This is a genomic window from Paenibacillus sp. TAF43_2, from assembly GCF_052113545.1.
Lineage (GTDB): Bacteria > Bacillota > Bacilli > Paenibacillales > Paenibacillaceae > Pristimantibacillus.
The window spans coordinates 32,835-51,962 of record NZ_JBFRDK010000024.1; the positions used below are offsets into that span (position 1 = coordinate 32,835).

At 45.4% G+C, this 19,128-nt stretch carries 16 protein-coding genes and 1 pseudogene; 13 read left to right on the plus strand and 4 right to left on the minus strand.

The window, feature by feature from the left end; genetic code table 11:
* Positions 1 to 89: 89 nt before the first annotated feature.
* Both AB4Z17_RS07885 and AB4Z17_RS07890 read left to right on the plus strand, forming a co-directional pair.
* Positions 90 to 872 carry a helix-turn-helix domain-containing protein gene (locus AB4Z17_RS07885; RefSeq protein WP_441959104.1) on the plus strand — a complete coding sequence of 261 codons (783 nt, stop codon included), beginning with the start codon at positions 90 to 92 and terminating at the stop codon, positions 870 to 872.
* A 98-nt stretch (positions 873 to 970) separates the two neighbouring features.
* Positions 971 to 1,600 (plus strand): type 1 glutamine amidotransferase family protein, encoded by a 630-nt coding sequence (locus AB4Z17_RS07890; protein WP_441959106.1) that lies wholly within the window; start codon positions 971 to 973, stop codon positions 1,598 to 1,600.
* On the opposite strand, the gene AB4Z17_RS07895 is transcribed toward AB4Z17_RS07890, so the two are convergent.
* Positions 1,580 to 2,965, minus strand: coding sequence for an MFS transporter (locus AB4Z17_RS07895; RefSeq protein ID WP_441959107.1), 1,386 nt, complete (start codon positions 2,963 to 2,965; stop codon positions 1,580 to 1,582). The genes AB4Z17_RS07890 and AB4Z17_RS07895 overlap by 21 nt on opposite strands.
* 113 nt (positions 2,966 to 3,078) lie before the next feature.
* On the opposite strand from AB4Z17_RS07895, the pseudogene AB4Z17_RS07900 reads away from it, so the two are divergent.
* Positions 3,079 to 3,802: pseudogene (locus AB4Z17_RS07900) on the plus strand (LysR family transcriptional regulator).
* Positions 3,803 to 3,881: 79 nt separating this feature from the next.
* On the opposite strand, the gene AB4Z17_RS07905 reads toward AB4Z17_RS07900, so the two are convergent.
* On the minus strand, positions 3,882 to 4,286 hold the full coding sequence (locus AB4Z17_RS07905; protein WP_441959108.1) for a CBS domain-containing protein: 405 nt from the start codon (positions 4,284 to 4,286) through the stop codon (positions 3,882 to 3,884).
* A 504-nt stretch (positions 4,287 to 4,790) separates the two neighbouring features.
* Here AB4Z17_RS07905 and thrS point away from each other — a divergent pair.
* The 5 genes from thrS (at position 4,791) to AB4Z17_RS07930 (ending at position 10,804) form a co-directional block, all read left to right on the plus strand.
* Entirely contained in the window at positions 4,791 to 6,704 is a 1,914-nt protein-coding gene (gene thrS / locus AB4Z17_RS07910; RefSeq protein ID WP_441959122.1) for a threonine--tRNA ligase, read from the plus strand.
* A 293-nt stretch (positions 6,705 to 6,997) separates the two neighbouring features.
* Positions 6,998 to 7,822, plus strand: a complete 825-nt coding sequence (locus AB4Z17_RS07915; RefSeq protein ID WP_076268555.1) for a MetQ/NlpA family ABC transporter substrate-binding protein — start codon at positions 6,998 to 7,000, stop codon at positions 7,820 to 7,822.
* A 73-nt stretch (positions 7,823 to 7,895) separates the two neighbouring features.
* Complete coding sequence (locus AB4Z17_RS07920) at positions 7,896 to 8,924, plus strand: methionine ABC transporter ATP-binding protein (RefSeq protein ID WP_441959109.1); 1,029 nt, start codon at positions 7,896 to 7,898, stop codon at positions 8,922 to 8,924.
* Entirely contained in the window at positions 8,914 to 9,588 is a 675-nt protein-coding gene (locus AB4Z17_RS07925) for a methionine ABC transporter permease (protein WP_441910633.1), read from the plus strand. Before AB4Z17_RS07920 ends, AB4Z17_RS07925 begins: the two co-directional genes overlap by 11 nt.
* Before the next feature lie 148 nt (positions 9,589 to 9,736).
* On the plus strand, positions 9,737 to 10,804 hold the full coding sequence (locus tag AB4Z17_RS07930; RefSeq protein WP_441959110.1) for a cache domain-containing protein: 1,068 nt from the start codon (positions 9,737 to 9,739) through the stop codon (positions 10,802 to 10,804).
* On the opposite strand, the gene AB4Z17_RS07935 is transcribed toward AB4Z17_RS07930, so the two are convergent.
* Positions 10,792 to 12,579 (minus strand): sensor histidine kinase, encoded by a 1,788-nt coding sequence (locus AB4Z17_RS07935; RefSeq protein ID WP_441959112.1) that lies wholly within the window; start codon positions 12,577 to 12,579, stop codon positions 10,792 to 10,794. The genes AB4Z17_RS07930 and AB4Z17_RS07935 overlap by 13 nt on opposite strands.
* Positions 12,560 to 13,990 carry a response regulator transcription factor gene (locus AB4Z17_RS07940; RefSeq protein ID WP_441959114.1) on the minus strand — a complete coding sequence of 477 codons (1,431 nt, stop codon included), beginning with the start codon at positions 13,988 to 13,990 and terminating at the stop codon, positions 12,560 to 12,562. The genes AB4Z17_RS07935 and AB4Z17_RS07940 overlap by 20 nt, the downstream gene beginning before the upstream one ends.
* Positions 13,991 to 14,133: 143 nt before the next feature.
* On the opposite strand from AB4Z17_RS07940, the gene AB4Z17_RS07945 reads away from it, so the two are divergent.
* The 5 genes from AB4Z17_RS07945 to AB4Z17_RS07965 form a co-directional block, all read left to right on the plus strand.
* Positions 14,134 to 15,063 carry a carbohydrate ABC transporter permease gene (locus AB4Z17_RS07945; RefSeq protein WP_441881097.1) on the plus strand — a complete coding sequence of 310 codons (930 nt, stop codon included), beginning with the start codon at positions 14,134 to 14,136 and terminating at the stop codon, positions 15,061 to 15,063.
* Positions 15,064 to 15,074: 11 nt separating this feature from the next.
* The gene (locus AB4Z17_RS07950; protein WP_441959116.1) at positions 15,075 to 15,959 is read left to right on the plus strand and encodes a carbohydrate ABC transporter permease; all 885 of its coding nucleotides are present in this window, start codon (positions 15,075 to 15,077) and stop codon (positions 15,957 to 15,959) included.
* Between the two features lie 150 nt (positions 15,960 to 16,109).
* A complete protein-coding gene (locus AB4Z17_RS07955) occupies positions 16,110 to 17,573 on the plus strand; it encodes an ABC transporter substrate-binding protein (protein ID WP_441959118.1) in 1,464 nt (487 codons plus the stop codon).
* 132 nt (positions 17,574 to 17,705) lie between these two features.
* Complete coding sequence (locus AB4Z17_RS07960) at positions 17,706 to 18,815, plus strand: hypothetical protein (protein WP_441959120.1); 1,110 nt, start codon at positions 17,706 to 17,708, stop codon at positions 18,813 to 18,815.
* A gap of 50 nt (positions 18,816 to 18,865) precedes the next feature.
* On the plus strand, positions 18,866 to 19,128 hold a 263-nt coding region (locus tag AB4Z17_RS07965), incomplete at its 3' end, for a hypothetical protein (RefSeq protein WP_441959121.1).

The window sequence follows — 19,128 nt, forward strand, 5'->3', positions numbered from 1 at the left end:
TTTTTTTCATTGTAACGTGAAAAGTCGAAAGGAGATAAGAACTATAGTACAATGAATGTACAATAGTACGGTTCTAAGGAGCGTTCATTATGCTGGCAATTATGGATGTGCATCAGGACAACGGGGCGGATTGGTACGAGGAAGGTGAGGGGCGCATGTTATCCTTTCATCTCTCGTTAGTGACTTATGGGAAATGTGTATATTGGGTGAACGAGGAGAAGGTGATTTTGGAAAAAGGAGATTTGCTCCTTATACCGGGACATATTCCATACTATGGGAAAAGCATTCCAACGGTCGTCCACACGAAGTATGTGGTCAATTTTTGCAAAATCGCTACCGAGTGCAGCCTTCCTCTGCTTCAGCTGGAAGAGCCGTTAAAGCAACGGCTCGGGCGCTTTGAAGTGATACAGGAGAGGCTGCGGGGAGTTTGGACACAATACAAGGAGAAACCGCCTTACTATGAACATATGGCAGAGGCGCTGCTTACGGAAGCGCTGGTCTATCTCAATCAAGAGAAGGATCGCGGAATGATTTCCTCGGAGAAGCATCGGCGTGTGGACAGCATGAAGCAATATATTTCGACGCATTATCGCGAGAGGGTGACGAAGGAGGAGCTGGGGGATGTCATTAATACGACACCGAATTATGCGGCTACTTTGTTTAAGGCGGTTACGAACCAGACGATCAGCGAATATGTACACAATCAGCGGATGAAAACGGCGATCTACATGCTGACCGAATCGCAGCTGATGATTAGTGAAATCGCCGACTATTTAGGTTATAACGATGTTTCGTATTTTTACCGCATATTCAAGCGCATTGTTGGCAGCTCTCCATCTGATTTCCTGCATGAGCGCTCTTCAACAGTTTAATTGATTTTTATCAAATTTAAAAAACTTCACTGACGGAGAATGTCAGTGAAGTTTTTTTATAATAGGGGTATTCAGACATTACAAAAGGAGTGTTTATTATGCAGACAAAAAAAGTGTATCTWTATGTTTTTGATACGATGGCGGACTGGGAAGTAGGTTATTTAACTGCTGAGCTTAACTCGGGGAGGTATTTTAAAAAAGAGGCAGCACCTTTAGAAGTTATTACAGTCGGCGTGGATAAAAATCCTGCTACTACAATGGGTGGATTGAAAATATTGCCTGCTATTTCTGTTGAAGAGTGTAGTTTGGAAAGTACGGATGTACTCGTTCTTCCAGGCGGAGATACTTGGATGGAACCCATTCACGAGCCTATATTGAAAAAAGCTTCAAAAGCATTACAAGAAGGAACAGTAGTTGCAGCGATTTGTGGCGCTACAATGGGACTTGCAAAGATGGGAGCGCTCGACTCAAGAAGACATACAAGCAACGATCTTGAATATTTGAAAATGATTTGTCCTAATTATACGGGAGAAAAATATTATGAAACGGAGCCTGCAGTAACAGATGGGAACTTAGTTACTGCATCAGGTATAGCTCCGCTAGAATTCACGATGCATGTACTGCAGCTGTTGGATGTTTTTGCGCCAAATACATTACAGGCTTGGTTCAAGCTCTATCAGACTCATGAATCAAAATATTTCTTCGAATTAATGGATTCTGTATCGTAATGAATCCCGGCGCCGCCGGTTTAGGAATACCAAAGACAACGCAATAACCGTGAGGATAATTCCAAGCACGTGAAATCCCTCGAAGCTGAACGTATCGCCCATAACGATACCTATCAACAGTGAGGAGAGGATGGTTCCAAAGTATCTGGATGTATTAAATAATCCGGATGCTACACCGATTATTTCTTTTGGAGAGCTTTGGAACAAGGATGCTTGCATCCCTACATTGTTCAGTCCGTTGCTAATACCGAATGCAGCCAAGGCCAAACATACGCTGATAACTGGTGAACTTTGATTCAATGTGACGAGCCACACTGACCCAAGTGTCATCAGAATGGCAGATACCAGCAATGCTGGTCTTGGTCCTGATTTATCGATCCATCGTCCTGCGATTGGAGAAGTAACTAGCGAGCATAAGCCTAAGCTTAGCATGAGAATCCCAGTTTGGAACTCACTGACATGGCGTACCATTTGCAAGTAGGATGGCAACCCGAAAAAGAGCGAGTAATATAGTACGTTAACGAGCATGAATTCTACATTAACCCAAGTCATCGCAGGATATTTGGCGAATGTGCGTAGTGGAATAAAAGGTGACGCCGTTTTTAACTCATGTCGTACAAATGCCCCCAGCGCAGCAAGGCCGATCAGCAAGGCAATGACATTTCCGAATGAGAGATGTCCAGATGATTTGACTGAGAGCAATGAAGCGAGCAGGGCAACCAGACCTACTGTAAAGAGCAGGATTCCTGGCGCATCTATCAAGTCAAACCACATACGAAAAGACATGCCCTTTGGAGCGCGCATTTGCGGTTCATCCATAGGAATAGTTCTCCAAGCTAATAGAAAGCTAGCCACTGCAAATGGAATATTGACAAAAAAGATAGCCGTCCAATCCCACGAATGAATCAAGACCCCGCCAATAAAGGGGCCAATGGCTGCCGCTCCGGATAGAAAGATGGACAAAACAGACAGCGCAGTCGCTTGTTTCTCCGTAATATGAATGCGTACAATGGCCATTCCAACGGCAACCATCATGCTTGTTCCAATGGCTTGCACAATGCGGAACACTATGAGCCATCCGAAGTTTGGTGACAACGGAGCTAGTAATGACGCAACGAAGGCTACAATAAGACCGGCAAGAAAGATCTTCCTGCGCCCGAATAAATCGCTGGCCTTTCCCATAATAGGCTGAGCGATGCTGCTTGCAATGTAAAAGGAAAAAATAATCCAAGAAACACTTGTAAAATCAAGTTGGAATACATGCTGCAGACGTGGAATAGCAACTGAAATCATCGAAGAATTTAATGGGTTCAATAGTATTCCTAGACCAACGGAGATCATTAACCACCTGCTGCGAACATTCATTTTTGAATCGCCCCCAAAACGTATTAAGGTCATCGTACTTGAAATCATTTATTCATTCCAACGCATTTGATGCTATAATCTCATTGACTTGAGGGAATGAATGGGGGCGCGAAATGGAACTTCTTCAACTGCAATATTTTCTTACTGTAGCTCGTTTGGAGCATATGACCGAAGCTGCACGCAATCTGCACGTTACTCAGTCTTCACTAAGCAAAACGATTGGGCGCTTGGAGGAGGATTTAGGGGTCCCCTTATTCGATCGAATAGGGAGAAATTTGCGATTGAATGAGTATGGCAGCCTATTCCTCCGCCGTGCAGAAAGGGCTTTGTTTGAATTGGAGCAGGGGAAGCAGGAGCTTAGCGATTTATCCAGCCCGGAACATAGCACGCTCAAATTAGCAGTGACCACTGCAAGCAAATTGCCCAATATCCTTCGTGAGTTTCGGAAAAAACGTCCTGACATTCAATTTCATGTGCAAATGCTTGCCACACAGGAAATGGTTACGCTTCTTGATAGAGGAGAAGTGGATTTTTGCTTGTCCTCACCTCCTATAGAAGGGGATGAGATCGAATGTCAAATCGTGTTTATCGACCCGATAGGGGGATGAACCTGCAAGGCTTAGCATGCTTGTAGAGGCCGAAATAGGTATAGCCTTCATACCCAGCACGGCAAGGAATTCGCGGGAACAAATCCATTATCTCCAAATAGAGAATCACGAATTAGTACGGGAGATAGCACTATTATGGCATAGGAATCGGTACATTTCGCGAGCTGCTCTGGAATTTCGTGAGGTCGTTGCAGCGTATTTTGAAGCGTTATCCAAACAAAGCATTTAAGCGTGTTCACCACTAATTCATCATAAAAGGCTGCCGGCGACGGCAGCCTTCTTGATTTGCATGATCAGGCTTTTCCAAGCTAATCAGAAATATTTCGGGTATAGTATTCGATGATATCTTTGCGGCGAATAATACCAAGAAAGACGCGATCGTTGTCTACGACGGGAACGAAGTTCTGATCGGCCGCCAGCGCCAGCATATCGTCCAAATCGGCGTTGATCGCGACACATTCGACTTTCATCCGTTTTTTGATGGAGACGACAGGAATTTCGTGCATCGTATCGAAAGTGAGACCGGGTGTGGCTTTCAACTTCCATAACAAATCCCCTTCGGAAAGAGTTCCGAAATATAAGCCATTGTCGTCCAAGATCGGAATGGCGGTATAGTGGCTAGCCTCTAATTTATCTATGGCTTCTTTCATATTAGAGGATGTCATGAGGTAAGAGACCTCGTTTTTTGGAAATAGAAACGATTTGATGTCCATTGAATCACGCTCCTTTGGTATATTAAAGCATATTTTGTCCGATGGTGCATGTGGAAGTGACTGGGCACGTCTAAAATAATCGAATAAAAATGCTAAAAATGATGCTTATTTCCATGAATACTTGGCTGCAGTTGACTTATTGGAATATTCGAATTACAATTTACCCATAAATAGGCTTTGACCAAAGACATGATTACCTTATACGAGCTGTCCAGAGAGAGAGGCTAAGGCTGAGAGCTTCTCCAGCAACCGAATGTGTAATTACCCCTTTGCAGCCGTGTTATTGAACCCGCTGTTTCCATAAAGCGATTGTAAATAACACCGATTCATCCTCGTTACCGGGTGCTCAATAAGGATCTTGCTGTAACTTTAAGTCTGGCGAATAGCCAGTCATATAAAGCAGCAGATCGAATGAGGGTGGAACCACGAGCTGAACGCACTCGTCCCTTGGTGGGAGAGATGTGTTTTTTTTGCGTTCAACTACATTCGATCGGAGGCTGCATGATGAGTATTGCAATTACATTACCGGATAGAACAGTTAAGGAGTATCCACGGGGGACAACCGCCGCGCAATTGGCGGAATCAATCAGTACTGGACTTGGCAAAAATGCAGTCGCGGGAAAAGTCGATGGCAGGCTTGTCGATCTGAACGAGCCCATTCAAGCAAGCAGCAGCGTTGAAATTATAACGCTTGATGGTGCTGATGGTTTAGCGATTTACCGTCACAGTACAGCGCATGTGATGGCACAAGCCATAAAGCGTATCTATGGGGAAAAGGCTGTGAAGCTTGGGATTGGTCCTGTTATTGAGGATGGCTTCTACTATGACATTGATATCGAGAAGCCGTTGTCTACAGATGATCTTGCTGCGATAGAAGCGGAGATGAGCAAGGTTATTCAAGAAAACCTGCCGATTACGCGCCGTGAAGTGAGTCGCGAGGAAGCGACAGCTTTATTCGCACAGGAGGAAGAGCCGCTCAAGCTGGAGTTAATTCGTGATTTGCCGGACGATTCCATTATTTCGCTGTATGAGCAAGGCGAGTTTGTTGACCTTTGCCGCGGTCCTCATTTACCTTCCACAGGACGCATCAAGGCGTTCAAGCTGCTAAATGTAGCAGGCGCTTACTGGCGTGGCAATTCGGACAACAAAATGCTGCAGCGCATATATGGCACGTCCTTCCCGAAAAAAGCGCAGCTTGATGAGCATTTGCACCTGCTGGAGGAAGCGAAGAAGCGTGATCACCGCAAGCTTGGCAAGGAATTGGAGCTGTTCATGTTCTCAGAAGAGGCGCCGGGCATGCCGTTCTACCTGCCGAATGGCATGACGATTCGTACGGAGCTGGAGAGCCTGATTCGCGAGAAGCAGCGGCAGCGGGATTATGAGGAAGTTCGCACGCCATTTATGATGAACCAGCGGATGTGGGAGCAATCGGGTCACTGGGATCATTATAAGGACAATATGTATTTTACAAATGTGGATGATACGGCTTATGCGCTTAAACCGATGAACTGCCCGGGGCATATGCTGATTTTCAAAAACAGTCTGCACTCGTACAGAGAGCTGCCGATTCGGATGTCGGAATTTGGCCAGGTTCATCGCCATGAGTACTCGGGTGCTCTGAACGGCATGATGCGGGTGCGTACGTTTTGTCAGGATGATGCTCATATATTCGTGCGGCCTGATCAGATTGAAGCAGAGATCAGCCATGCGATCGCATTGATCGACCATATCTACGGGGTATTCGGTTTTGATTTCAAAATTGAGCTGTCGACTAGACCTGAGGACTCAATGGGTTCTGAGGAGCTCTGGGATCAAGCGGAGCAATCGCTGCGCAGCGTACTAGACAGCCGCAATATTCAATATCGCGTAAATGAGGGCGACGGTGCATTTTATGGGCCAAAAATCGACTTTCATATCCTCGATGCATTGAAGCGGAGCTGGCAATGCGGCACGATTCAGCTTGATTTCCAAATGCCTGAGAAATTTGATTTGTCCTATATTGGCGAAGACAACCAGAAGCATCGCCCTGTCGTTATTCATCGTGCGGTATATGGATCGATTGATCGTTTTATCGGTATATTGACAGAGCATTATTCAGGAGCATTCCCATTATGGCTCGCACCAGTACAGGTTAAGCTGCTGCCTGTCTCGGAGAAATATATCGATTATGCCTTGCAGGTGAAGKAAGCACTCGCTGAAGCGGGCATTCGCACTAAAGTGGATACACGGAATGAGAAGCTGGGTTATAAAATTCGCGAGGCTGGCCTTGAAAAGGTGCCTTATACATTTGTGCTTGGTGAGAGTGAGAAAAACGCGGGCAGCGTTGCCATCAGGAAAAGAGGCGAAGGTGATCTCGGATCACTAGCGATTGCTGAGGCTGTGCAGCGGATTAAGGATGAGGTGCTGGCTAAATCGTAAGATGGGTAGCGCGGCTGCAGCGTGGTGCAATAACCGAGCGGCAGCCGTTCCACGTTAGAATTGGTCATCCATGGAAGAGCTAGCGCTTGAATGACAAATAAAATCGTTGACAGAAGCAATAAATATAATCTATAGTAAGCTCATCGGAATTATAAGATATTGAGCTGATTAGACGACTAAAAGCTCTTATTTCACGGAACGGCGCAAGCAGCCGGCATCGTGGAATAAGAGCTTTTCTGTTTTTCTAGACATGTAATCAGCTTGAAAAACAAATAGGAAGCAGGGGAGATCATATGAAACAAAAGCTCGTATTGATTATGCTGACACTGGTATTAACCGCTGTGCTTGCCGCGTGCGGCAACAAATCAGAATTGAGTGGTGCAGAGGGAGAAGGAGAGAAAGCAAAGCTTAAGGTAGGTATTTCGGCAGGCGTTGAGGAAGAGATTTGGAAGCAGGTGCAGGAAGTTGCGGCAAAGGATAACCTCGATATTGAGCTTGTTGTATTCAATGACTATGTACAGCCGAATAAAGTGCTGGCGGAAGGCGAGCTTGATGCCAATGCATTCCAGCATGAGCCGTATCTCGATCAATTCAAGAAGGATAACAACCTTGATTTGGTGAAGATCGCGAACACGCTTAATTTTCCAATCGGCTTCTACTCCAAAAAAATCAAAGACGTTTCTGAAATAAAGGAAGGCGATGTTATCGGCCTGCCTAATGATCCGACAAATGGCGCGCGCGCGTTGATTCTATTTGAAAATGCTGGACTGATCAAGTTAAAAGAAGGCGTTGGCATTAAAGCGACTGTTCGCGACATCGCAGAAAACAAGCTCAAATTGAAATTTGAGGAGCTGGATGCAGCATTCATTCCGAAAGCGCTTGGCGATCTGACGGCGGCAGTAATCAACACCAACTATGCGGTAGAAGCGGGTTTTGTGCCAACGAAGGATGCCATTTTTATTGAGCCAAAGGATTCTCCTTGGGTAAATATTATTGCAGTAAGAACCGAGGACAAGGATAAGCCGGTATTCCAAAGATTGATTAAGGCTTATCATTCCGACCAAGTCAAGAAATTCGTAGAAGAAAAATACGGCACGTACATTGTCGCATCTTGGTAACTCGAAAATAGACCTTGGTCTCTTCTTAGATGAAGAGACCTTTTTAACATTTTAGCAGAGGCGGGGTTGTACAGTGATCTGGATCGAAAATGTCAGCAAAACGTATCAACAGGGCAAACAGAACATCCATGCAATTAAGGACGCGAATCTGCATATTCGTAAAGGGGAAATATTCGGCATTATCGGCTACAGCGGAGCAGGCAAAAGCACGCTTCTGCGCTGCATCAACTATTTGGAGCGGCCGACTGCTGGCAGTATACGTATAAACAACACGGATCTGGCATCGCTTAGCGAGCAGGAACTGCGCATTATGCGGCGGAAAATTGGGATGATTTTTCAAAACTTCAACTTGCTTATGTCGAGTACCGTCTATGAGAATATAGCCTCCCCGCTCGTGCTTGCAGGTGTCCCCAAAAAACAAATTGAAGCAAGGGTAAACGAGCTCCTGAAGCTTGTGAATCTAGCGGATAAACGTGACAGCTACCCCGCTCAATTGTCTGGAGGACAGAAGCAGCGTGTGGCGACTGCAAGGGCGCTTGCCAACGAGCCGGAAATCTTGTTATGCGATGAAGCGACATCAGCACTTGATCCGCAGACGACCGATTCGATCCTGCATTTGCTGCTCGACATTCATCGTTCCTATGGAATTACGATTGTGTTGATTACCCATGAGATGTATGTGTTGAAAAAGATATGTGATCGAGCAGCCGTAATGGAGAACGGTATCATTGTAGAGCAGGGCTCTATTTTGGAGCTGTTTACGAAACCGCAAACGGATACGACCAAAAAATTTACGAAAAGCGTGTTTGATGCGGATTTGCCGCAGGAGCTGCTTAACAAAGCTAACCACCCCGCAGAGCCAAAACATCTGCTTCGCATCTCCTTCATTGGGGAAACGGTAAGCGAGCCTATACTCGCAGATTTGACGCTGCGCTATCAGCTTCGGCCAAGCATTTTGTACGGGAATATAACGAAAATTAAAGATACCGTGTTTGGTTTTCTCTTAATTAGTTTGCCGGGCGAATCGACTGCCATAGAAGAAGGAATTGCATACATGGTACAAAACGGAATGCAGGTGGAGGTGCTTAAGCATGCTGGATAGCTTCTTCAGAAGCCTCGCCGAGAACCATGATCTATACACAGAAGCGCTAGGGGAAACGGCGGCGATGGTTGTCTATTCCTTGTTTTTCTCCACTATTATTGGCTTGTTTCTGGGCATTTGCCTAGTCGTGCTGCGCCCAAATCATATTTATGAGAACAAGGTGCTCTATCATCTGTTAAACACAGTCATCAATGTGCTGCGGTCTGTCCCGTTCATCATTATTTTAATAGCGATCATTCCCATTACGAAATGGATTGTGCATACGACAATCGGAGTGAGGGGAGCAATCGTTCCGCTTGTCTTTTATACTGCGCCTTATATTGCGAGGCTTATCGAATCGGCTTTGCTGGAGGTGAATCCCGGTGTTATTGAAGCATTTCAAGCGATGGGAGCCTCGCGCCGGCAAATCATTTGGCGGGTTATTTTGAAGGAAGCAAGACCTGGGATCGTGCTTGGTTTAACCATCGCAACGATTGGATTAATCGGCGCAACAGCGATGGCGGGTGTACTTGGCGCAGGCGGTTTAGGCGATGTGGCGATTAGATACGGCTACCAGCGCTGGGAGCCCGACGTGATGTACGTTTGTGTCATTATTCTTATTTTACTCGTACAGCTGATGCAGTCAGCGGGCAATCGCATATCGAAGAAGCTGCGCAAGCACTAGTTGAAACGTTATAGCGGCCTGCCCGCATTCTGCGAATGAACTCCTGAGATAATCGGGAGTTTTTTTTCGTTTATCCTTCGATCCTGCGATTGCAAACCATTTCGCAGCTTTAACGGCTTTTTTATAAGCAGCTTGTATGGTACTATCGATGGGCAATAAAAGAAAGCGCTTCATTATAGCTTGCGTTAAAATAGAAATAAGGACAACTGGGGAACGAGGGGATACGGTGTTCAGATCGCTTGATAAGAAAATGAAAATTATTTTGCTATCGGTCATTGTTTTATATGTGATCTTATCCAGCATGCTCGTATTTCGGACCATGGAGAACAAAAGCTCGGAAATGCAGCGTCAGCTTTCCCTTCAATATACAGGCCAGCAGCACAAAAACGCCCAGCTGTTTATGAAATGGATGGAGGAAATGGCTAGTTTGGTGACAAACAATACAGCCGTTCATGCTTCCCTCACAAGCAGCGAATATGACAATACCATTCCGCCGATATTGGACGGCATGATTTCATCCAACCTCTATATTTTAGATATGGTGATGTACGGGAATAGCGGCAGCGTGTACGCATCAAGCAACGTATCAGCGATACGCTCGTTCCAAGAGACTCAGAAGCTTCCCGAATATACGAAGTTTTTAAGCTCAGATTTAACGTCCGAATGGATTGTACAAGCTTCGAGCTCGCTCGTGTACAAGAACACAGATCCACGCAGAAAGCTGGTTTATGTGGCCAAAATCATCGATACAAATGAGAAGATAACGGGCCTGCTTCTCATGAATGTGGATTTGAAAAAGATGAGCAGCTTCTATCATGCCGACGATCCTGAATTGTATGGCCGTCATCCTACCTATATTATTACGCATGATCATGCGATTTTGAATGCAAATGGCTTGCAGGAAGAGCCTAACGATGTGATTTGGGAAACGCTGCAGGAGGATACACAAGAAGAAGCAAATGAGGAAATGACGATCAATCAGACGGAAGAGGGCATTGTTTTGTTATATCGCTTGTATCATTCCGATGATCGAATCGCGATTCTAATCTCAGGCGAGCCGATCAAAAGCGAACTCCGACTGCTAAGAAATACGCTGATCGGAGTTGGCGCTTTTATTTTGGCACTATTTTTTATACTGATTAAGCGGCTGTCTCGCAGCATTCTAGATCCATTAAAGGATTTGTACAAAAAAATGCGCAGACATCATGAGATTTGATCTAGGCTGAGGCGAATCCGAATAAGGGCAGTCGTTCCTTTTCCGGGTTCGCTCGTTATCGTGAGTCCCGATTCCTTGCCGTATTCGAGCTTAATCCTCTCGTCAACGTTTCTCAGGCCGTAACCGCTTTGAAACAACACATTTTTGTCGGTGCTTTGAATGTTGGATTTGCTTTTAAACCCTACCCCGTCATCCTTAATTTCAAAATACAGATAGGTTTCGTCTCGCCAGCTCTTAACCTCGACTAATCCTTTTCCTTGTTTCTCACTCATGCCATGTTTAATGGCGTTCTCCACTAATGGCTGAAGAATAAGCTTCAAGATGCGAATTTTCCGAAGCGGCTCCGGAATATCGTAGGTGACATCATATTTGTCTGGAAAACGCATCAGCTCAACGGTTACAAAGCTTTTTACCAGCCGAATCTCTTCCTCAACGGGTATATGCTTGTCCCCTTTATGAAGGCTGATTCGGAAGAAGGTTGCTAACGCAGAGATCATTCTCTCGATTTCAGGTTGTTTTTTCAGCCTGGCCGTCCAAGTGATCGCATCGAGCGTATTGTACAAAAAATGCGGATTGATTTGCGATTGCAAAGCGGTTAGCTCCATCACTCGCTGCTTTTCCTTTTCCTCATTGTTCTCATGAATGAGGTTGTTAATTCGGTCGATCATCGTGTAATAGCTGTTTTCCAGCTCACTGATTTCGTCGCTCGGCTTGTTTCGATCATTCATAAGCTGCAGCCCGGACTTTCCTATCGCACCCAGCTTCTTTGTCAAATTGAAAACAGGTTCGGTAATTTTGGACGCCAAATAAAAAGATAGAGCTAAGAGACCAACAAAAACGAGCAAAGCGAAATACAGCGCATTGCGGTTTCCTTCCGTAATCGCAGCAAACAATTGTGGCCGCGATACAACGGAAACAAGCTTCCAGCTGACGCCGAATCGGTTCAGGCGGTCGCTCAGCGGATACGTGCTCAAAACATAGTTTTCATGCCCCGATGATACGTTTCGATAACCTGCCGTTTCGCCGGGATGGAACGAATCCGATTCCAGAAGAGTATTGCCGACCACCCGTTTATCCGGATGTGAAATCACTTCATTAGTGACCGAGGCGATATAGGAATAGCCTAACCCCTCAAACGCTGGCTTATAAAGATTAAACAGCGAAGATTCCTTCACATAGACGAGTATTGTTCCAATGTTTTGGCCTGTATTGAAATTGCGATATTTTTGTCCGAAAAYGATATAGGCGTCACCTTTAGCGTTATGCTTCACCTTACCGATAACAGGCAAAATAGACTCCTCGATTTTGGATAGCAGCAGGTCATCCGGATCTTCAAAAATTTCTGTATCGGCGACATATCGGTAACGGGTGCCTTCATTTGTAATGATCACCACGTCGCCGATCAGCTCGTTTTTGGCGACGATGCCTTCCATCAGCGAACGAATACGCGTTTTTTTCTCATCCTCTGCAATGGACAAGTCGCCGATTAGGCGGTAAATGTCCGTATTGACGAGGAAACGGAGCGAAAGCATTTGGATATCATCGACGATCAGCTCTAAGCTGAGTCCGATCTCTTTTTGAATATTGCCAATGTGATTGTACAAATTGTTTTTGAGATACGTGTGCGCGTAAATGTTGAACACACCCAGCATCAAAGTGAGATGCAGCGTCAATCCGGCGATGATGACAAAGACGATTCGGGTTCTAATGTTCATTTTACGCAAAATAGAGGACGACTTGTCGCTGCGATCCTGCTTATTGTTGATATTTGGCATATTCGCTAGGAGACATCCCGGTCATTTTGCGGAAAATTTGGCTAAAATATTTGGAATCGCCGAAGCCGACATGCAGGCCGACCTCATAAACGCGGTAGGAGGAGTAGCGCAGCAAACGCTTAGCCTCATCGATGCGATATTCCGTCAGGCACTCATAAAACGTTTTGTTCAGATCCTTCCTAAACAAATGCATCAGATGAGTTGGGCTGACATGAACCTTCTCGGCAACCATGTCGGCTGTAATGTTATCTGCAAAATGAAGTCTAATATAGGCGAGCGCGTCCCGAACCTCGCGTCTTGAGCCTGAACGTTCATTTTCTGATTCGAATAAAACGCCGCCTAATCCAGAGATGGATTTGCGTGCCGCCTCGCGTGCTTTCACAAAAGCAGTGTGTATGCCCGCATAGCGGTCAGCTGCTTCAGTGAAGCCTACCGTCAATTGGAAGCCGGCGGAGTCTTTTATTTCTTTAATGACAGCGTAACCAAAAGTGTACATGGTGGATGCGAAATCGGTGATCGGCAGGCTCGAAGCCGCGATGACTGTCCATTCTGTCGGTGCACTTTGCAAAACAGCTATAGTACTCACTGAATGGTTGTTTAAGATCTGGCGAATTTGCTGTTCAATTGCCGACCATTTGGATTGATCAACAAAATCTATCGCTGTAACGGTGTCTGGAATGATAGAGATGACAGCAGCAATCAGTTTATCCTCAGGCGCAATCGCGATACTCAGCCAATCATATTTCTCCTGAATCAATGTGGTGTCAGAGAGTCGCCCGTAAAATAAATCAAGCCAAAATTGCGAGGAGATGGCGTTCTCTTCTTTTTTATATTTTTGAAATTGCATGCGGTTTGCTCGTTTTTCAATCGTTTGCCGCCCAATTTGCTGGACCGTTTCTGCCAGCTCATCGATATTTACCGGCTTAAGCAGATAACTGGCTGCGCCATGGCGAAGCGCCTCCTGGGCGTATTGAAATTCATCGTATCCACTGAGCACAATAACGCCGCAATGCAGATTATGCTCTTTTATTTTCTCCAAAAACTCCAGCCCGTTCATATAAGGCATACGCACATCAGTCACAATGACATCGGGCTGATGAAGCAGTGCGAGCTCCAGCCCTTCCACGCCATTGCTTGCATCTCCAATAATCTCTACCCCATATTCGGCCCAATCGATGGTCTCGCGGATTCCTGTGCGAACTAAATATTCGTCGTCGACGATAAGCGCTTTCAACATGGTGTCCGACTCCCCCATAACCCATTGTTGTCGATCCATTTTATTATAATCTATCGTCCTTATTTCGTCAGTGCCATGGAAGGTTCCGACAGAATAATCCACCCTTTCGCAGGATAACAACCTACTGGCAAATCTTTTTACTGTGCTGCCATGAGCTAAAGCAGCGATTGCCATGAAGAAGGGAGAACAACGTTAGCAGCAATCGGCGCTTATAATTCACACCATGTCAAACCATTTCGCAGGGTTGAAGGATGTCGCTCTTCGCAAGGAAGCGTTATCATTTTAATTAAATACATCATTTAGGAAAGGAAGCCAACATGAGCGTAAACGCCGGTACACCCACGTATACTCCTAAGCAGAAAAAATCGACTTTTTTTATGTATTGGATGAAGGAATGGTCCTCGTGGCTTTTAATTATTCCCACGCTGCTTTTTTTCTTTTTCTTTTCATGGCAGCCGTTATTGTCAGGCATTTGGTTATCCTTTTTTAAGACAAAGGGATTTAAAGCGGAATCATTTATCGGGCTGCAAAATTATATCGATGTCATTACCAATTCGGTATTCCAGCAAACCTTAATCAATACGTTTATGTACGTTTTTTGGTCTCTTGTTATTGGATTCGTCATTCCGATCGTCGTTGCTGTCATGATTAATGAAATGCGGCATTGGAGCTCTTTTTTTCGGTTTTCGGCTTTTTTTCCAAGCATGATTCCGGGAATTGCAGCATCGATGCTGTGGATGTTCCTCTTTGAGCCGAGCGAGAACGGTTTGGTCAATAAAATAATAGGCATGGTCGGCATTCATCCGCAGGGGTGGCTGCAGGACCCAAGCTTGACGATTATTACGATCGTGCTCACGATCACATGGAGAAGCTTCGGGGCAACAACGCTGCTATTTCTAGCCAGTTTGCAGGGTGTGAATAGTGAGCTGTACGAGGCGGCTTCAATTGATGGCGCAGGCATATGGCGAAAATTTTGGAACATTACGCTACCGCAAATTTCACCTTTAATCGGCTTAACGCTGATTTTGCAAATTAGCGGCGTTTTCCAAATTTTCAATGAGCCTCTCGTTTTGACAGAGGGCGGACCTAATAATTCGTCTATGACTCTGCAGCTGCAAAGCTACTTCTATGCCTTCCGGTATTTCGAGGCGGGCCATTCGGTGGCACTTGGCGTCATTACCTTTATGATTTTGATGGTTATGACCGTCTACTATTTCAAATTGCAGAAAAAATGGGACAAGGAGTAAGGAGTGAGTAAATGAAGACGGCTAAATTATCAGGAATTATTGGGGATCTGGAATACAAAACACCTAAGGTTAAAATTATGTATTGGCTATTTTTTGCGATCATGACGATCATTTCACTCGTATGCCTTCTGCCTCCTGTCTGGGTTATTTTGTCCAGCTTCAAGGATGTGAAGGAGTTTTACGAAATTCCGCCTACTATTATTCCAAGGTCGTTTCACATCGAGAAGCTTTGGGACACATGGAATGAGTTCAAGTTTATGCGTTATTATGTGAATACGTCCTATGTGACGATCGGAACGCTTGTATTTACGGTGTTGTTTAATGGATTGGCAGGTTACTTTTTCTCCAAGCTGAAGCCAAAAGGAAGCGCCTTTTTCTTTTTGCTCATTCTTTGGACAGTGCTGCTGCCGAGTACAGTCGGAATTGTTCCTTTGTTCGGCAATATTGTCGATTTTCCACTGTTCCATATTAACTTTACGAATACGTATTGGCCATTATGGTTTTTGGCGGCGGTCAATCCCGTAGTCATTCTTATTTTCAAAAACTTTTTCGACACGATTCCAGCTTCCTTGGTCGAATCAGCCCATATTGACGGAGCTTCCAAGCTAAGTATTTTTCTGCGGATTATTTTGCCTTTGAGTGGACCCGTGCTCATCACGATCTCGATCTTAACGATCAACGGCGTATGGAATGACTTTTTCTGGCCGTATATGATTCTGAAAGACCAGTCGCAGTGGACGGTCATCGTCGCTATTTTCAACTTAAAAGCTACGCTGCCTGCGGATATCCAGTTCCTTGGCTTAACGTTTGCCATCGTTCCGCCGGTTCTACTATTTCTAGTCTTCCAGCGCTATATTATGCAGGGCTATTCGATTGCCGGAAGCATCAAAGGTTAAGGAAGCGCGCAGAATATTAAACGGTTTCGCAGATTTGTGCCCTACTGAATGCGATAATGAGTGTGATAGCATTTAGTTGCCGGCAAAATAAGAAAGCGCTTTAAAAGCTCGTAATGTCATCATTCCAAATAGAAGGCTGGGGGATTGCAAATGAATTTGAAAAAAAGAAATACTTGGCAGCTTACGTTTATAATGTTGTGCGTGTTTGTTCTCGTTATCGCAGGCTGCGGCAAAAATAGCGGCAATAATGCTGTGGAGCCGACGGCAAGCAGCAATAGCGGTGAAAATAATCCAGCGACGGAAGCGCCTTCCGAAGCTAAGCCTACAACGATCAAGGTCAGCAACTGGCCGAAGCCGAATGAGGAAGCTCAGGTCAAAATTTACACCGATTATGTTGCCAAAATGAAAGAGAAATATCCGCTTATTACAGTGGATAAGGATGAATGGGGCTATGATGTAAGCTCGTTCCTTCCAAAGGCGGCAAGCGGTGAGCTTCCTACCGTGTATGAAACCTTTTTTACTGAAGCAGACAAAATTATCAAGGCTAATTATGCCGCTGATATTACGGATATTATGACTAAAAATGAGTTTGACAAAGCGCTTAACCCAGATTTGCTGAAGCTGGTGCAAAAAGACGGCAAATATTACGGCATTCCAAAAGACGGATACGTGATGGGCCTTATGTACAACGTAAACCTGTTCAAGCAAGCTGGTCTTGTAGATGACAAAGGGGTGCCGAATTTCCCGAAAACCTATGAGGAGCTTGCGCAAACCGCTAAAACGATTAAAGAGAAAACAGGAAAGTCCGGCTTTTTCTTCCCAACCAAAAACAATCAAGGCGGCTGGATGTTCATGAATATCGCATGGGCATATGGCGCTGATTTTGAACAGCAGGTAGATGGCAAATGGAAAGCTGTATTTAATTCTCCAGAGGCTGCTGAAGCGCTTCAGTACGTAAAGGATTTGAAATGGAAATATGACGTGCTTCCTGCAAACAATCTAGTTGATGTAGGTACCGATTTATTCCAAATGTTCGGAACAGAGCAAGTGGCGATGAGCTTTGGCATATCCGATTGGGGTAATGCAATTGTTCAAAACATGAAAATGCCAAAGGATAATCTGGCTATGTCTGCACTGCCGACTGGACCAAAAGGAAATGCGACGCTTCTAGGCGGCGGACTATACATGTTTGCGCCGGATGCAACGCCTGAGCAATTGGATTCAGCCTTCAAATGGCTGGATGTGAAGGGCTTCTCGCCGCAAACGAGTGAAGAGTCGCTGCTTGGACTTGAAACGCAATCCAAAACAGCTAACGAGCAAGGTTTAATCGTGGGCCCGCACGGACTTCGCGTATGGGTGAACGAGGATCGTATTAAAGCAGAGCAAGCTATTCTTGATAAATACACCAATGTAAATATGGATATGTTCAATGATTACATGACGAATGGTTCGGCTGGTCTTCGCCCTGAGGTGCCAGTCAATGCGCAAGAGCTTTACAAAACGCTTGATGTGGCTATCCAAGCTGTATTAACGAACAAGAATGCAGATCCGAAAGCACTGCTTGAGAAAGCGGCTGCYGATTTCCAAAAGGACTATCTCGATAAAGTGCAATAAGCATCGGAAGTTTTCGGTGAACTCTAAATCCCCAAGGGCAGTCAGCCTTGGGGATTTACAATCAATAGGGCAGCGGCGGAGCCTCTGCGAATGGCAAAGGACACCATGTGGTGTGGAAGGAGAATGGATGTCGTGAGGAAGCAGAAGGATATGGCGATAAAGGGGCTGCGTGCGAAACAAAAGCAGTTTTTCATTTTGTTTTTATTGATAACGCTTACAGCAGTTTTCTTCTTGGTCGGCGCTTCGCAAAAACGATCGAGCATGGCTTCCGAGCCCTTAATCGTTAACGGCCATGCAGCTTCAGCAGAACAATTCGGAATGTATTTAGCGCTGAAAAAAGCGCTCGTAGCTGATTATTTCAAGCAAACCTACGGAGCTGAATATACGGATCAGTTCTGGACGACTTCCTACTCCGGCGAATTGCCTTTGCAGAGGTTAATCGAGGAAGCTAAAGCGGAGCTGACGAAAACGATAGCTTTGCAGCAGCTGGCGAAGAAGAGTGGGATTGCTGTGGATGGCAGCTACGAATCGTTTCTTAGCGGGATGGAAGCTGAGAATAGCAGGCGCAGCAAGGCTGCAGCAGACGGTGAAATCGTATATGGACCCACTTCCTTCGAAATCGAAGCGTATTACAGCTATTACATGAGCAATTTGGAAAGCGCGACACTTGAAGCAATGCAAAAAAGCGGCAAGCTCTCTGTTCCAGATGACAAAGTAAAACAGGCATACGAAATGGATAAACAGATGAAGTATTCGCTCCCGGGGCATGTAAAGCTTAAATGGGCGGTGCTGTCCTATGGAGATGGAGCCGCTTTGCGTAATAAGAACGAGGCTCTCCGCGCTATTGAACAGTTGAAAAAAGCAGCTGTAGACCAAGCAGGCTTCATCGATTCTGCCAAGCAGCTTGGGATAGAGGTGATGGATGCAAGCTTAACGAGTGCAACTCGTCGTACCGCGGCTCTAGAGAGTCCAATAGCGGTGCAGCAAGCAGAGCGTATCCAGGCAGATCAATTGAGCGATATTTTCGAAGAGAACGGGGAGCTGCATCTACTGTATTGCATTTCTAAAGGAGAGCCCATTCTCCAATCCTATGAGAAAGTGAAAGACGCGATAGCAAGCGAGTTGATGTCTGAACAATTTCGCGAAATCGCTCAGCAGGAATCAAGACTAGCGACGGTTGATTGGGATAACGAGCGTGCAGAACGTCTTGCACGAAGCTGGTTAGGCATAACGAAATTATAGCTTTTCACTAATAAATGAATTTCTATTATTTTTAAGAAGGAGCCATGAAAATGTTGAAGAAGTGGATGAATGCGATGCTGGTCCTCACGCTGCTCAGCATGCTGGCATTGCCAGCTGCGAGCGTATCTGCGCATGATGCAGTATCGATTGAAGATGCGTTAACGGATAACGCCAAGATGTTTGCGAGTTCGCCAAACTGGACATTTGACAATTCGAATCCGCAGTTTTTTGGAGGCGATGAGTCTAGAGCGGTTAGAACGTCAACGACGACGCAGTATGCAGTATATAAGCTGGATGGCATTCAGTCCTTTGC